General features: G+C 39.2%; 12 protein-coding genes. 10 read left to right on the top strand and 2 right to left on the bottom strand.

The annotated features are described in order from the left end of the window. Positions 1 to 67 precede the first annotated feature (67 nt). The 3 genes from C1726_RS03430 (at position 68) to C1726_RS03420 (ending at position 2,656) form a co-directional block, all read left to right on the top strand. Positions 68 to 796, top strand: a complete 729-nt coding sequence (locus C1726_RS03430; RefSeq protein WP_102271884.1) for an AzlC family ABC transporter permease — start codon at positions 68 to 70, stop codon at positions 794 to 796. Next, a complete protein-coding gene (locus tag C1726_RS03425) occupies positions 789 to 1,094 on the top strand; it encodes an AzlD domain-containing protein (protein ID WP_102271883.1) in 306 nt (101 codons plus the stop codon). The genes C1726_RS03430 and C1726_RS03425 overlap by 8 nt, the downstream gene beginning before the upstream one ends. Before the next feature lie 281 nt (positions 1,095 to 1,375). Then, the gene (locus tag C1726_RS03420) at positions 1,376 to 2,656 is read left to right on the top strand and encodes a M48 family metallopeptidase (RefSeq protein ID WP_102271882.1); all 1,281 of its coding nucleotides are present in this window, start codon (positions 1,376 to 1,378) and stop codon (positions 2,654 to 2,656) included. Between the two features lie 89 nt (positions 2,657 to 2,745). On the opposite strand, the gene C1726_RS03415 is transcribed toward C1726_RS03420, so the two are convergent. Beyond that, positions 2,746 to 2,982 (bottom strand): IDEAL domain-containing protein, encoded by a 237-nt coding sequence (locus C1726_RS03415; RefSeq protein ID WP_102271881.1) that lies wholly within the window; start codon positions 2,980 to 2,982, stop codon positions 2,746 to 2,748. 186 nt (positions 2,983 to 3,168) lie between these two features. On the opposite strand from C1726_RS03415, the gene C1726_RS03410 reads away from it, so the two are divergent. Further along, positions 3,169 to 3,747 carry a competence protein ComK gene (locus tag C1726_RS03410; protein WP_102271880.1) on the top strand — a complete coding sequence of 193 codons (579 nt, stop codon included), beginning with the start codon at positions 3,169 to 3,171 and terminating at the stop codon, positions 3,745 to 3,747. 11 nt (positions 3,748 to 3,758) lie between these two features. Here the strand turns inward: C1726_RS03410 and C1726_RS03405 are convergent, their stop codons facing one another. Beyond that, complete coding sequence (locus C1726_RS03405; protein WP_102271879.1) at positions 3,759 to 4,166, bottom strand: hypothetical protein; 408 nt, start codon at positions 4,164 to 4,166, stop codon at positions 3,759 to 3,761. A gap of 225 nt (positions 4,167 to 4,391) precedes the next feature. On the opposite strand from C1726_RS03405, the gene C1726_RS03400 reads away from it, so the two are divergent. The 6 genes from C1726_RS03400 to addA all read left to right on the top strand — a co-directional run bounded on the left by C1726_RS03400 (position 4,392) and on the right by addA (position 16,642). Then, on the top strand, positions 4,392 to 6,383 hold the full coding sequence (locus tag C1726_RS03400) for a S9 family peptidase (RefSeq protein WP_102271878.1): 1,992 nt from the start codon (positions 4,392 to 4,394) through the stop codon (positions 6,381 to 6,383). Positions 6,384 to 6,873: 490 nt separating this feature from the next. Beyond that, positions 6,874 to 7,809 (top strand): LCP family protein, encoded by a 936-nt coding sequence (locus C1726_RS03395; RefSeq protein WP_102271877.1) that lies wholly within the window; start codon positions 6,874 to 6,876, stop codon positions 7,807 to 7,809. Positions 7,810 to 7,914: 105 nt separating this feature from the next. Further along, positions 7,915 to 8,535, top strand: coding sequence for a TVP38/TMEM64 family protein (locus C1726_RS03390; RefSeq protein WP_102271876.1), 621 nt, complete (start codon positions 7,915 to 7,917; stop codon positions 8,533 to 8,535). Positions 8,536 to 8,555: 20 nt separating this feature from the next. Beyond that, complete coding sequence (lepB, locus tag C1726_RS03385; protein ID WP_102271875.1) at positions 8,556 to 9,110, top strand: signal peptidase I; 555 nt, start codon at positions 8,556 to 8,558, stop codon at positions 9,108 to 9,110. Between the two features lie 282 nt (positions 9,111 to 9,392). Beyond that, positions 9,393 to 12,881, top strand: a complete 3,489-nt coding sequence (gene addB, locus C1726_RS03380; RefSeq protein ID WP_102271874.1) for a helicase-exonuclease AddAB subunit AddB — start codon at positions 9,393 to 9,395, stop codon at positions 12,879 to 12,881. After that, positions 12,878 to 16,642 (top strand): helicase-exonuclease AddAB subunit AddA, encoded by a 3,765-nt coding sequence (gene addA, locus C1726_RS03375; protein WP_102271873.1) that lies wholly within the window; start codon positions 12,878 to 12,880, stop codon positions 16,640 to 16,642. Before addB ends, addA begins: the two co-directional genes overlap by 4 nt. The last annotated feature ends 40 nt before the right edge of the window (positions 16,643 to 16,682 follow it).

The raw sequence follows: 16,682 nt of genomic DNA, 5'->3' as shown, positions 1-16,682 counted from the left end.
ATAACTATTATAGTAGACTTTTAAAACTAATTATTTGAAATTTCAGATGGAAGAGGCGGTGGCTTCATTGACGGAACTCGCAGTAAATAAGGCTCCATCAGAATTTAGGAAAGGGTTTCAAGCAGGGATTAGCATTGCAATAGGCTATGCTCCAATTGCATTGACGTTCGGACTGTTAGCTAAAACGACAGGTCTTTCAATCGGAGAAACAGTGCTTATGAGCTTAGTAGTTTTTGCTGGAGCCTCCCAATATATCTCGTTAAGCTTACTAACCCTTGGGACGGGGATATTTGAAATCATTTTAACTACATTTATTGTAAATATTCGGCATTTCCTTATGTCAACTGCATTGAATGAAAAAAGTGAAGACGACCATCTTGTTAATAAAGCTATTTATTCTTTTGGGATAACAGATGAAACTTTTTCTGTTGCTGCGATGAAGGAAGGAACAGTTACAACCGGATATATGTTTGGATTAAATTTTATTTCATATGTGAGCTGGGTCGTTTGTTCAGGAGTTGGCTTCTTAATTGGAGCTAGCTTGCCGCAAACATTACAGGAAAGCATGTCAGTTGCCCTCTATGCAATGTTTATCGGTTTACTCGTTCCATCCATGAAAAAAAGCTTCAAGGTCGTTTGCCTTGCTGCTCTTGCCGCTTGCTTTAACACGATTTTTACGTTATCCAATGCTTTATCATCTGGATGGGCCATTGTTGCTGCTACTCTTCTATCTGCCGTTATGGTTGAGTTTATTGAAGGATTAAAGAAGAAGCAAAGGAGGGAGGGACATGAGTAGCCAAATCGTCTGGATGATTCTTGGAATGGGCGCGGTCACCTATATTCCGAGAATGCTGCCGTTTGTTCTTTTTAAAGGAAAGGAGCTGCCTCCGTTTCTTCAGGGCGTATTAAAGAATGTTCCATCTGCTACTTTAGGTGCCCTTATTTTTCCTGGTGTATTGTTTATTCAAGAGGATATATGGTTTGGAATACTTGGCGCTGCTGCCGCTTTTCTTGTTGCTTATCTAGGAGCAAATGTTATTGTTGTCGTATTAGGTGCAATAGCTGTATTATCAGTCTACTCATTTATTATGTAATGCAAAACCGGTTTTCCGTGAAAACCGGTTTTTTATATGAAAGATAAATTGTCGGTCTGATTAATTGAACAAGCCTTTATGTACGAAGTAATAACAAGCGTAGTGAAATTAAGCAGACCGACATTTACATGCGTTTAAAGTAGATTCTCTTTAATGTTTGCTATGTAAAAAATCGTACAAACTATAAAGTGAGCAACTGATTTCAGTAGACAAGTAGTTCTAAATATGTTTTTTTATACTAAACTAAATATTGAAAGGCTGTACAAATTGGGGGGAGTGGAATGGCGAGAAAAATTGGCTTTTACGGAATTCTAGCTTATGTCATATATGGGCTATTTTTTTATTGGTATTTATTTCATTTTGCCGATACAAGTCTGCAGTTTGAGTATGAAGGCACAAGGGCCGATCCTGCTACCTTTTTAAACGGAAGAGAGCTTATGCTAAGTGAGGAATATTCAAAAATAAGAAATTTGTTGTTTTTCCTTTCGACGCCTTTTGAATGGTTATTTTATTTATTTGTCCTGCTGCTTGGACTGGGAAATGCCTTTAATAAGTGGGCAGGGCAGTCTACTAAATGGAAGTTTGTCCAGTCTGCTATTTATCTTTTCTGGCTTTCGCTCTTTGCGTTTGCTGCGACAGCTCCGCTTAGTTATATTAGTTATTCTCTTTCGAAAAGTTATAATATTTCAACGCAAAGCTTCAGCAGCTGGATGAAGGATGAGCTTATTGATTTCTGGATTAACTTTGGGATGATGATCATTATTGTCGGCGTTCTTTACTGGCTCATTAATAAAAGCCAGAAAAGATGGTGGCTCTATGCATGGCTGCTTTCCGTCCCTTTTACTTTGTTCATGATGTTTCTTCAGCCAGTTGTTATCGACCCGCTTTACAATGATTTTTATCCATTGAAAAATAAGGAGCTTGAAGCAAAAATTTTAGAATTAGCTTCTAAAGCAAACATTCCTGCCGAACATGTATTTGAAGTGAATATGGCGGAAAAAACGAACTCCCTCAATGCATATGTAAATGGAATTGGCTCTAATTCGAGAATTGTTCTTTGGGATACAACATTAAATCGGTTGAATGACGATCAAATTTTATTTATTATGGCGCATGAAATGGCTCATTATGTTGAAAAGCATATTTACTTTGGAATTGCCGGTTACTTGCTTCTATCACTAGTTGGGCTTTATTTAACAGCGAGGATTATGGAATATGTAATTGGCAAATGGGGGAAAGCCCTTAAGATCCCAGCGGTAAATGACATTCGTTCTCTTCCGTTGTTCTTAATGATTCTTTCCATGCTGTTATTTATCTCAAGCCCCTTGTCCAATTTCGTTTCACGCTATCAGGAATCGCGTGCAGATAAATATGCGATCGAAATGACGAAAGATACTGAGGCTGCAATCGGCACATTTCAAGAATTGACCCGCGCAGGTTTAAGTCAAGTGAACCCGCCGCTGCTCGTGAAAATTTTTCGCTACGGACACCCAACGATGCTCGAACGGATCTCGATGCTTGAGGAATATGAAGTAAAACAGAAAGCGAAAGGAAGCGAGTAAGCACTTAGTTGCTGCTCGCTTTTTTGCTTGCAAAATTACTCGAAAAAACAAATCCCCCGCGTGAATCGCGAGGGATGAATTGATAGGAGCTAAGTGCCGAATCGTTTAGAAAGTTCCTTATATTGTTTAGATAAATGAATAAATGCTGGTTTATTTTCTGTATCAATCGCTTCATCGATTTCTTTCATCAGCTTTGATCTTTCTTTTTTGAGTAAAATTTCCGAAAGCAGCATGTCAATGTAAAGATCTAAAACAAAAGATTCCTTCAGTTTCTTCTTTTTCATGGCGCTTTTTTTCATCAGCTCTGTGTATGATTTTTCATTCATGAAAATCACCTCAATGCTTTTTACTAGTATATGGAGTTACCATGATTTATTCAACTTAATTTTGAATTTTTTGAAAATATTTTTTGTGGAGTTTTTGAACAAATTAGTAACATTTAGAAGAAAAAGAATATTTTTACTACAAACCTGTTATGATGAGGTGGACTATTATATAGGGGAGTTGAAGAAATGAATGGCCGCGAAATATCCTCTCTAATTGATGAATATGAAATTAACCCGAATACGATGGCTGTTATGCCACTGGCATACGGTTCTAAGATTTATTCGCAAATTTGGGAGCTGGAGGATGAGTTTGTATCACCATTTAAACCGATTGATATTATTAAAAAGAGCTGTACTTTTTTTGGTTCTAGCTACGAGGGCCGCAAAGAAGGGACCCGTCAATTAACTGGAATTACCCACAAAGCACCAATTACTATTGACCCCACAAACTTCATTTATTTTTTTCCAACTACTTCAGCGAGCAACTCACAATGCATATGGATTTCATCTGAGCATATTCTTTCATACCACCGTGTCGATAGGGGCAATACCGAGGTGATATTCAAAAATAAACAATCTAAAATTTTACCGGTATCTTTCAATTCCTTTAACAATCAGGTTTTAAGAACGGCACTTTTAAGAACAACGCTAATCAGCAGAATTGAAGAATCAGAAAGGAAAGCATTGTACTTTTTAAATGGGACAAGAAGTATAGGTGCATCAGAAAGGGCAAGCAAATATCGAATTAGAGGTTTTAAAGGCTAAGGAGATATGTCTTACACTCGTCCTTCACTTCTTTTGTCTTTCTGGCTCTTTAAGTAGCTGCTCATATGCCGCTTATATAAATAATAATCCATCAGCTCTTGTACTTTATTGCGAATACGTGGGTTGAAGTAATTGTGCTGTTCTTCATAACCTTTATAAAGAAATAGGAACATCGTAAAAGCTTCATCCCGCTTCAGCTGCTGTACCTTAAGCTTATTTTTGCTCATATAGAGTTTGACTGCTGCCAATTCTTTTTGAATAACCTTCATTGTTTCCTCAACTAAATTTAAATAAGGCTGCGGGAGTTTGAACGAGCTATTATTTATGACAGTCAGATCACGATTCAAAATAGTCAGCACCATTGGTAAATAAATAGCTTGCTCCAGTATGTTGCGATCTTCCTCAGGTATTCTTGTCATATTCCCTTCCTCCTTTATAAATTCAAAAACAAAAAAGAGAACGTTTGTTCTAATTTTACAGATAAACGATTTCGATTGCAAGAGGCATTCTTTGTCGGAATTGCCGATATTTTTCCCTTTGCTCAAAAAATATTCGATATTTTTTAAATGAAGGTAAAGAGGAGCAGGGAAATTAATTCTATTGTCGAAATAAAAAAGATCATACATAAGGAAGGATGACGAATAATGACAGAAAAACGGGCCATACAAGCGGAAGATCTTTACCAATTAAAATCAGTAGCAGATCCACAACTGGCGAGCAATGGAAGGGATTGTGTTTTTGTTGAAACAATGATGCTGGAAGAGGAGAATAAATATTCCTCACATTTATACTACATAAATGTAAATGAAAAAAATAAGCCTGTTCAATGGACGTTTGGTGAAACTCGAAACCATTCACCTAGATGGTCTCCAGATGGGCAGAAGATAGCGTTTATATCAGACCGAAGCGGCAAGGGCCAAATCTATGTATTAGATGTAAAAGGCGGGGAGGCCAGACAATTAACCAAATGCCCAAATGGTGCAGCGAACCCTGTCTGGTCGCCTGATGGGACAAGAATTGCCTTTAATGCAGCATTAAAAAATGGCGAATCTTTATCATCGTCCAATAAAAGCGAAGAAAAAAAGGATAAAAAGCCTGTTCCGCTTGAAGTGGATAAAATGAAATATAAATCAGATGCCTATGGATTTTGGGAAGGGAACTACACACAGGTAGCGATTGTTGATATTCGTACAGAGGAAAAAGGTCTGCTTACATCAGGTGAGCATGACTATCAGCTGCAATCATGGTCGCCTGACGGGAAATATGTGACGGTTACTGCTGATTTAAGTGTTGAAAAGGATCAGTCCTTCTTGAGTGATGTATACCTCATTCACGCAGAAACAAAAGAAGCAAGAAAGCTGACAGAAAGTACAGGATACTTCGGCAGTGCGACATGGTCTCCTAATGGCAAATACATTGGGATGCTAGGACATGAGAGAGAATATAAAAATGCAACACTCTCGAAAATTTGGATTTATGACATGGAAGCTGAAAAGCTTGATTGTTTAACAAAGGATTCTGATTTGCTAATTGGTGATTATGCAATTGGGGATTTCCAGCAGGGGGCAGTTACGCCAGGCATTCTGTGGGGAGAGGATAATCATAGCTTCTATTTCTTAGCTACAGATCATGGCAATACGGTTGTTTATTACGGAACACTGGAAGGAGAGCTATACCCGGCTTTGCTTGATGCTCAGCATGTATATGGACTTTCCACTGGCGGAAAAGTTGACCGTGCAGTTGTAGCTATAAGCAAGCCATCGCATCCGGGAGATTTATACTTGCTGCATGTAACATCAGGTGAAAGGGAGCAGCTGACAAACGTCAATGAAGCATTTTTGCAAGAAATCATCCTTGCGGAGGCAGAGCCAATTGAATTTGTATCTTCAGACCAATGGGATTTACACGGGTGGATCATGAAACCAGTTCCTTTCAAAGAAGGGGACAAGGTTCCTTTAATTCTTGAAATTCACGGTGGTCCGCATGCGATGTATGCGAATACGTATTTTCATGAGTTTCAATGTTTGGCAGCGCAAGGTTATGCAGTATTGTATATAAACCCAAGAGGGAGCCATGGGTATGGCCAGCGGTTTGTTGATGCAGTACGAGGTGATTATGGCGGGAAAGATTACGAGGATATTATGGATGCGGTTGACTATGCGATCGCAAACTTTAATTTTATTGATGAGAATCGCCTAGGCGTAACAGGCGGCAGCTATGGCGGCTTTATGACGAACTGGATTATCGGGCATACGAACCGCTTTAAGGCTGCTGTGACACAGCGTTCCATTTCAAACTGGATTAGTTTTTATGGTGTAAGTGATATTGGCTATTATTTCACGGATTGGCAAATTAAAAGCAGTTTGAATGATATTCAAACTTTATGGAAGCATTCTCCGCTTGCCTATGTGGATAAGATGGAAACACCGCTCCTTATCCTTCATAGCGAAAAGGATTACCGCTGTCCGATCGAACAGGCGGAGCAATTATTTATTGCCTTAAAGGACAGGAAAAAAACAGCTAAATTCATTCGCTTTCCTGAAGCCAATCATGAGCTTTCAAGAAGTGGAAAACCTAATTTGCGAATTAGCCGCTTAAACTACATTGCAGGCTGGTTTAATGAATATTTGAAATAGGAGCGATACCGCAAGCCTTATAGGTTTGCGGTATTATTCTTGTCTAGCTCCACAAGGAACTCTTCGGCAGCATAGGCATCGCACGAGTATAAGCGGTAGCTTATAGGAGGAGCGCTACCCCCGACGTACAGGACGTACTAGTGTCGACAATGCGACAGGACGTCGCGCTTTTGTCGACCTCGAGGTCACAAGCCAAGCCCCCCAGAAAGGTAAAGAACAACCTTTCCGTGAGTCTTGTCTTGTGCTTGTCGGGGGTGAGCACAAAGGAAAGCACCTTAGCATAATCTTCGCAGGAACAATTGGCTCTTTGATTGTTCCGAAGGCGCTTCCGTATTTCTTTTTCATTCTTCAATTGCAATTATTGGATATTTATGGAGATAATGAGGTATACAAGAAATACCAGTAATCAAAAAGAAACTTTTTTACTAAATAAGTAGTCATATATTGTTGAAGGTTATTATCCTAAAAAAAGCAGGAAGGAATTTTAAATATGAGAGCTGAAAGATATCAACATAAAAAACCAAAAAGAAAGAAATGGAAGACATTCGTCCTTATTCTTTTCCTATTATTTGCTGGAACCATGGCATATTCCTATTATCAATTTAAACAAGGGGTTTCACAATCAAAAGGCAAAGTAACTAGCAAAGCAATAGAGTATGAATTTAACGGTGATAAAGATCCGTATGGCGGGACAAGCATTCTTCTTTTAGGGAGTGACGCTCGAGGAAAAGAAAATTCAAGAGCAGATACAATAATGGTTGCCCAATATCATCCGGAGAGAGGGACATATAAATTACTATCTATTATGAGGGATACGTATGTGGATATTCCGGGTCATGGCAAACATAGGATTAATGCTGCCTTTGCTTTAGGCGGTCCAGAACTATTAAGGCAAACGATCAAAGAGAATTTTGATATTGACCTTCAATATTATTCGATTGTTGACTTTCAGGGATTCGTACATCTAATAGATGAAGCATTTCCAAAAGGGGTAGAAATTGAAGTTGAAAAGGCCATGTCTACTAATATTGGCGTACAGCTTGAGCCTGGTTTACAAAGGCTTGATGGGGAACATCTTCTTGGCTATGTCCGTTTTCGTCATGATGCCATTGGTGATTTCGGCAGGGTTGAACGCCAGCAAAAGACTATGAAAGCTTTGGCTGATCAATTGATGAGTTTTCAAACAGTAGCGAAGCTCCCAAAATTAGTCGGAGTGATGACACCTTTTGTCAATACGAATATGGCTACAACGGATATTCTGTATATTGGTAAAGAATTCATTTCTTCGAAGAATCGTGATATTGAAACATTAAGGATTCCGGTTGATGGATCTTATCAAGATGAGAGAATAAGTGGGGTTGGTTTAGTTTTAGCGGTAGACTTTGAAAAAAATAAACAAGCAATACGTGAATTTTTTACTAAATAAAATTCTTTTTCAGAAAATAGGTGTACAATAATAGGATAAGAGGTAAGCCTAGAAATTAGAAAGATAACTTTAAATATTGTCTAGCTCTAATCAAGGAGATTCTACATGGATTACGAATTATTTAAAGATTTATTTACGCTTGAGAAAATTATGGAATTGATAGAAAAATATCGTTCCTTTGGTCCGCTGCCAGGGATCTTGCTTCCAATGCTTGAAGCATTTTTGCCTTTTCTGCCACTCTTTATCTTTGTCATGGCAAATGCAAATGCGTTTGGATTATGGTTCGGATTTTTATTATCGTGGATAGGTTCAACGGTCGGTGCCCTTCTAGTCTTTTTGCTTGTCCGAAAATATGGGCAGAAAAGGATGCTGCGGTTTTTAAAAAAGAGTCCAAAGGTGCAAAAGCTCATGGCATGGGTAGAGAGACATGGATTCGGTCCATTATTTATCCTCTTATGCTTTCCTTTCACCCCTTCTGCCGTAGTTAATATTGTGGCTGGCTTATCAAAAATAAGTATTGCGCAGTATATGCTAGCTGTATTAACTGGAAAAATAGTGATGATTTTTACGATGAGTTTTGTGGGTTATGATATTAAATCATTGATTACACAGCCAGTTCGGACGGCTATCGTAGGAGTGATCATATTCATTCTTTGGTATGTTGGAAAAAGGATTGAAATAAAAATGAATATAAGTACAAAACAACGAAGGAATTATGAGAAATAAAAAGGCTGGTGAATGCAAAATTGAGAGAGACAGTAAAAAAAGAAGGCATTGAATGGATCAAAGCTTTTGGGATAGGATTAATTATATTTGTTTTTATTCGTACATTTTTTATTTCCAACTATGTTGTGGAAGGGAAATCGATGGAGCCCACACTTGAAAACGGAAATAAACTTATTGTTAATAAAATCAGCTATCAAATTGGAGAATTGAATCGCTTTGATGTGATCGTTTTTCATCACAATAAGGAAGAGGACTTTGTGAAAAGAATTATTGGGCTTCCTGGTGATAAGATCGAGTACCAAAATGATGAACTTTACATCAATGGGGAAAAGATAGCTGAACCTTACCTTGAAAAGCAGCGGGATGAAGCGTTTGGAAGCAGGCTAACGGGTGATTTTACATTGCTCGAGCTGAGAGGTGTGGAGACAGTGCCTGAAGGAGAACTTTTTGTTCTCGGTGATAACCGGCTTGAAAGCTGGGATAGCCGCCATTTTGGCTTTATCTCAATGGATCAAGTAGTTGGGAAGGTTAATTTAAGATACTGGCCAATTGATGAAATGGATATTTCTTTCTAAAAAAAACTAAGGGCTCAATCGAGTCCTTTTTCTATTAAAAAAATAAATAGTCGGTCTGATTGATTGAACAAGCCTTTATGTACGAAGTAATACCCGTGCAGTTGAAATTAAGCAGACCGACATTTACAAATTTAGCAGTGAGTAGATGCTCATGTTTGTTACAATTGCAGGATCTTTTACCATTCATTTAATAAGAGACCAAACAAAAAAAGACTTTCCTTCTATGATAAAATAGTAAATAAATGATAGTCCGTATTGTGGGAAAGGAAGAGAGGTAAAACTATGTCCGTTCGCATATTAATTGGACGCTCAGGCAGCGGAAAAACAGAATTCTGCTTGAATGAAATTCGTGAGGAATTGAGAACTGCACCTGAGGGCGATCCAATTATTTACTTAGTTCCGGAACAAATGACATTTCAATCAGAATATCAATTAATTACAACGAAAAATTTAGGCGGGATGATTAGGAGCCAAGTATACTCCTTTACCCGCTTGGCTTGGAGAATTCTGCAAGACACGGGCGGCATGAATCGATATCATTTAAATAGTGTCGGAATCAGTATGCTCATTCGAAAAATAATTGAAGAGAAAAAAGATGAGCTTAAGCTATACCAGCGAGCAGCTGATAAGAACGGATTTGTTCAGCAAATGGAACAAATGATGACTGAGTTTAAACGCTATTGTATTCAGCCTGATGAGCTTGCCCAGAGAAAGGAGCAATTATCCACTGGGGGGAAAACGAATAAGGCACTTCAAGATAAATTACACGATCTTGAATTAATCTATCAGTCATTCGAAGATTCTCTTTATGGCAAATACGTAGATTCAGAGGATTATTTCCGTCTATTCATAGAGAAAGCAGCTGACTCAGAGTATTTGAAAAAGGCAGTCGTGTATATAGATGGATTCCATAGCTTCACTCCGCAGGAATATATGATCATAGAGCAGTTAATGAAGCTTTGTAAAAAGGTAACGATATCCCTTACTCTTGATCAGCCATTTACACATACTCCACCAGATGAACTCCATTTATTTCGAATGTCAGGCGAAAACTGTCAGACAATATATGATATGGCGGTCCGAAATGGCCTGGAAATAAAAGAAGTTTTTCTGAAAGAACCGAAGAGATGGACCGGCTCCTCATTGGCACATCTTGAAGCGAATTTTGATATACGCCCAGCAGTTAGCTATAAGGGAGAAGCAGCCATTCATATTGGACAGGCAGTGAACAGAAGAGCAGAAATAGAAGGTGCAGCAAGGCATATTAATCAATTGGTTCGTACGAAAGGCTATCGATATAGGGACATAGCCATTCTTACAAGGAATGTCCAAGATTATAATGACATGATTGAAACGATTTTTACCGATTATGAGATTCCTTTTTTCATAGACCAAAAGAGGACGATGCTGAATCATCCGCTTGTAGAATTTATTCGATCTAGTATGGAGATTATTAATGGGAATTGGCGGTATGAACCGATTTTCAGAGCGGTAAAGACAGAGTTAATATTTCCAGTTAAATTAGAAGCAAGTGTATTAAGGGAACAAATGGATCGCCTTGAAAATTACGTCCTCGCTTATGGCATCCAAGGGGATCGATGGACAAAGAAAAATAGATGGATTTACCGCAGGATTAGAGGACTAGAATTTGATGGAATCGCGCAGACAGATAGCGAAAAGGAAACCGAGCAGGAGCTAAATGATTTTCGGGAAATGATTACTTCGCCCTTAATAAGACTCTCACGTCGCTTGAAGAAGGCAGAAACCGGCAGGCAATATTGTGAGGCGATCTACCTGCTTCTGGAGGAATTAGACGTTCCGGCCAAATTAGAAGCATGGCAAGTATATGAGGAAGAGCGCGGGAACCTCATTAAAGCTAGAGAACATGGACAGGCATGGAATGCGGTTATGGAGCTTCTTGACCAATACGTAGAAATGATAGGAGAGGAAACCGTTTCGACGAAGAGATTTGCCGAAATACTTGATGCTGGGATGGAATCCATGCGTTTCTCTTTAGTTCCTCCTGCACTAGACCAAGTGATGGTTGCTGATTTAGAAAGATCGCGTCTTTCAAATATAAAAACTGCATTTGTTATTGGTTTGAATGAGGGTGTTCTTCCTGCAAAGTTTTCGGAGGAAGGCGTATTTGCTGATGAGGATCGGGAACAGCTTCTGTCAATCGGTATGAAGATTGCTTACGGAAGCAGAACAAAGCTGCTGGATGAGGAATTTCTTGCCTATAAAGCATTTGTGACACCGTCAGAATCTCTTTATATTAGCTATCCGCTTGCTAATGAAGAAGGTAAAGCATTAATTCCGTCTTCTTATATTAAGCGAATGAACGATATTTTTCCAACTGCAATTCATCATTTTTATATGGCAGATCCAGCTGAACTTCCGGAATTAGAACAGCTGGAGTATGCTTCAAATAAAAATACGGCTCTATCTTATTTAACGTCTCAATTGCAGCTGAAAAAACGTAATTATCCAATCTTTGATTTTTGGTGGGATATTTATAATTATTATTTGAAAAATGAAAGCTTACGGAGCCCAGCTCTCAAAGTGCTTTCCAGCCTTAATTATGAGAATCGGACAAGCCATCTGGATGAAAAAACCAGCAAGGATTTATATGGTGATCATATACAGGCTAGCGTTTCAAGAATGGAGCTTTTTTCTAGCTGTCCATTCTCACATTATGCTCAGCATGGGCTTAAGTTAAGAGAGCGTCAAGTTTTCCGCCTAGAAGCGCCTGATATTGGTGATTTATTCCATGCAGCACTAAAATATATCGCTGAAACGGTAATAAATGATAATCAATCATGGACGGATATGACTAGGGAGCAATGTGAAATTCTAGCAAAAGAAGCAGTCGAAATGCTGGCGCCAAAATTGCAGAATGAAATTTTGCTAAGTTCAAACCGCCATTTTTATATTAAAAGAAAGCTTGAGCAAATTATTAGCAGAGCCTCATTTATTCTAAGCGAGCATGCCAGATCCAGCGGATTTTCTCCTATAGGGCTGGAGCTTGGATTTGGTCCAAAGGGAGACCTCCCATCGCTTGCCTTCCCGCTAAAAAATGGGACGAAGATGGAGCTTGTGGGAAGAATTGACCGTGTCGATAAGGCACAGGATGATCATGGTATATTCTTAAGAGTCATTGATTATAAATCCAGTTCAAAGGATTTAAATATAAATGAAGTTTACTACGGAATTGCTCTTCAAATGCTTACGTATTTGGATATTATTATTGCTCATTCTACAGAACTGGTCGGTGTAGAGGCGGACCCAGCTGGTGTCTTGTATTTTCATGTTCACAATCCGATGATCAGCACTTCAAAAATGCTAACACTTGAGGATATTGAACAGGAAATTTTTAAAAAGTTTAAAATGAATGGGCTGCTGCTTGGCGATGAGAAGGTAATCAAATTGATGGACCAGACACTTGAAAAAGGGGAATCACCGATTATCTCTGCTGGCTTTAACAAGGATGGATCGCTTTCTAAACGTTCAAAGATAGCAAGCAAACAAGAATTTGATTATTTGCGGAAGTTTGTCCGCAGTAAGTACATGGAAACAGGTAACCGTATTACAAGCGGACAAGTGGATATCTCGCCTTACAAAATGAAGGAGAAAACGCCTTGTACATTTTGTTCCTATAAATCGGTTTGCCAATTTGATGAATCGCTAGAATCAAATGAATATCGCCTTTTAGTTCCACATCAAAAGGATGAATTAATTGACATCATTAAAAAGGAGGTGGAGGAGCAATGACGAAAATGGTTATTCCGCCTAAACCGGCAGATGCCACATGGACAGATGATCAATGGAAGGCAATTTGGGCAAAAGGACAGGACACCTTAGTTGCTGCAGCAGCCGGATCGGGAAAAACGGCCGTATTGGTCGAAAGAATTATTCAAAAAATTCTTTCTGAAGAGGAGCCGATCAATGTGGATGAGCTCCTTGTTGTAACCTTTACAAATGCATCTGCAGCTGAAATGAGGCACAGAATTGGTGAAGCGCTAGAGAAAGCAATTGATCATAATCCAAAATCAGTACATTTGCGAAAACAATTAAGTCTATTAAACAAGGCTTCCATCTCCACTCTGCATTCCTTCTGCTTAGAAATGATTCGAAAATATTATTATTTAATCGACATGGATCCGGGATTTCGAATTGCAGATGAAACAGAGGCACAGCTTTTAAGGGATGAAGTACTTGAGGAGCTTTTTGAAGAAGAATATGGAAGAGAAGGCAATGATGATTTCTATGAACTTGTTGATACATTTACAAATGATAGAAGTGATTTGGCACTGCAAGACATTGTCCGCGAATTATACGATTTTTCCAGGGCAAATCCATCACCTGAGCAGTATTTGGATTCGATTGTTCAAATGTACGATGTGGATGAAACAACTGAAATAGAAGAACTGCCATTTGTGAAAGATTTATTGCATGATATTGAATTACAGCTGCATGGTGCAAAGCAGTTATTAGAACAAGGGCTAGCAATGACAAAGCTTCCAGGGGGTCCTGCTCCAAGAGCAGAGAATTTTATCGATGATCTTCATATTGTCCAAACGTTAATTGATGCGAAAAAAGACTCTTGGGCCACTCTTTATGCAGCCATTCAAGCGGCTTCATTTGGCCGCCTAAAAAATTGCAAGGGCGATGAATATGAGCAGGAACTGATCGATCAGGCGAAAAAGCTTAGGGATCAAGCGAAAAAAATCATCCAGGATATGAAGGATGAACTTTTCTTGCGGAAACCTGAAAGTTTTATTCGTGATATGGCGGAGATGGAGAAATATATTGGGGGACTTGTCCATTTAGTTAATGCTTTTTCTATCCGTTTCGCAAAAGTGAAAGCGGAAAAAGGGCTAGTTGACTTTGCAGACCTGGAGCATTACTGTTTAGAGATTCTTTCTATAAAAAATGAAGAAGGGAAAGTAGTACCTTCAGATGCTGCACTTGCTTGCAGAAAGCAATTTAAAGAAGTATTTGTTGATGAATATCAGGATACAAATATGGTTCAAGAGGCCATTCTTCAATTAGTCACAAAAGATTTAGAGCATGAAGGCAATCTTTTTATGGTCGGGGACGTTAAGCAGTCAATTTATCGTTTCCGCCTGGCAGAACCGAATTTATTTTTAGGAAAATATACTCGATTTACTTCAACTGGTGAAGAAACTGGTTTAAGAATAGATCTGGCAAAAAATTTTCGAAGCCGAAAAGAAGTGCTTTACGGAACAAATTATATTTTTAAGCAAATTATGGGTACAGCGGTTGGAGAAATTGACTATGATGAAGCTGCAGAACTAGTAAAAGGTGCGCCATATCCTGAAGCAGAATCCTATCCGATTGAACTGGCTATTATTGATTTAGAGGGGAGAGAGGAGGATGATAGGGAGGAAGCAGCTGACCAGGACGGTTTTGATGCAGCAGATCTTGCTCAGTCACAGCTGGAAGCAAGATTTATGGCTTCGAAAATAAAAGAAATCATTGCGGAGCGAAAGGAAGTCTACAATCCGAAAACAAAGTCAGGACGTCCCGCCATGTATAGGGATATCGTTATTTTGCTTCGTTCGATGACATGGGCCCCGCAAATTATGGAGGAATTCAAGCAGCAGGGGATACCGGTTTATGCCAATCTTTCAACAGGGTATTTTGAAGCAACAGAAGTGTCGATCATGATGTCACTGTTGAAGATTATTGATAATCCATATCAGGATATTCCGCTTGCCGCCGTTCTCCGGTCCCCAATTGTTGGGCTAACAGAGGCAGAATTAGCGCAAATAAGGATTCATAATAAGATGGGCTCATTTTATGAAGCATTGTCTTCCTTCTGCATGAACAAATCTTCACTTGAAATGGAAGGGATGGTTGAAAAGATTCGACCATTCTTTGATCAATTAAAGGATTGGCGTGTGATTGCAAGGCAAGGCTCCCTTTCCGAGCTCATTTGGCAGCTGTTCAGGGAAACACATTTTTATGACTTTGTCGGCGGAATGCCTGGCGGAAAGCAAAGACAAGCTAACTTGCGAGCTCTTTATGACAGGGCTAGGCAGTATGAGGCAACCTCATTTAGAGGATTGTTTCGTTTCTTAAGATTTATTGAACGGATGCGCGATCGAGGAGACGATCTCGGTGCTGCCCGTGCGCTTGGCGAACAAGAGGATGTTGTCCGTTTAATGACGATTCATAGCAGCAAAGGATTAGAGTTTCCATTCGTTTTCATTGCTGGACTCGCCCGCAATTTTAATACAATGGATCTGAAAAAAGCCTATATGCTTGATAAAGATTATGGATTGGCAGTAAAGTATGTAAACGCAAAAAAAAGAATTTCCTTTCCTTCACTTCCGCAGCTGGCCTTCAAGAGAAAAAAGAAAATGGAGATGCTGGCGGAAGAAATGCGTGTTTTATATGTTGCTTTAACAAGAGCAAAAGAAAAATTATATCTCATTTCATCCGTTAAGAGTGCCGCAAAAAAAATCAAACAATGGGCGAATATAGCTGAACATCAGACCTGGCTTTTAAACGAATATGAGCGGGCTGCGGCAAATAGCTATATGGATTGGATTGGTCCGTCCCTTGTTAGGCATAAAGATTGTCCGCAATTAAGGCTTAATCCTTTACCGGCAGGCTCACATGATGCAGCAGATATTACCCATCATCCATCAAGCTGGGCGATAACCATTTTGACTGGGGAAGAAGCGGCAATGATAAAAGAAGAGGATCTCAATGAAAAGGAAGACTTGCTTGAAAAGGTTTACGCAGGAGAATCTGTCCCTGTTCAATCGGAATGGAAAGATGCGGTGGAGGAACAGCTATCATGGAAATACCCAGAAATAACTGCATCCCACTACCGTTCCAAACAATCTGTATCTGAAGTTAAAAGGCAAAAGGAAATATTTTCCGCTGAAGAGAGCGGGACAGAAGTGGTCCGTAAACTTCAAAAGCCCCTTTTTAATCGGCCAAGGTTCATGCAGGAAAAATCTTTAACTCCTGCTGAACGTGGAACAGCTATGCATATGGTTATGCAGCATATCGATTTTCGTGAGTCGGTCACAGAAGAGTCTATCTGCCGAAAAATGGATGAGATGATCATAAAGGAGCTTCTTACAGAAGAACAGCGGGAAGGAATTGACGCTGAGCAAATTATGATGTTTTTTGAAACAGCTCTTGGGCGTCGGCTGACTCAGGCAAATATCATTAATCGTGAAATCCCTTTTAGCCTAGCTTTACCAGCAGGTGAAATTTATCCTGATTGGAAGGGACCAAATGAACCTGTACTAATCCAAGGAATTATTGACTGTGTTTTTCAGGATGAGCAAGGCATCGTAATGCTTGATTATAAAACAGATGGAATAACAGATCGTTTTAAAGGCGGTATTACTGAGGCAAGACCTGTTCTAGAGGAGCGATATCGGGTTCAGATCGATATGTATGGAAGAGCGCTAGAACAAATTTTAAAAAGAAAAGTGAATGAGAAGTATTTGTTTTTCTTTGATGGCGCGCATGTAATATCGATGTAATTGATAGAAAGACCGGCATGGAGCTTCTTCCAGCCGGTCT

Origin of the sequence: Cytobacillus massiliigabonensis, assembly GCF_900199725.1 — a bacterium.
Lineage (GTDB): Bacteria > Bacillota > Bacilli > Bacillales > Cytobacillaceae > Cytobacillus > Cytobacillus massiliigabonensis.
This window is presented reverse-complemented; position numbering and strand designations above follow the sequence as displayed.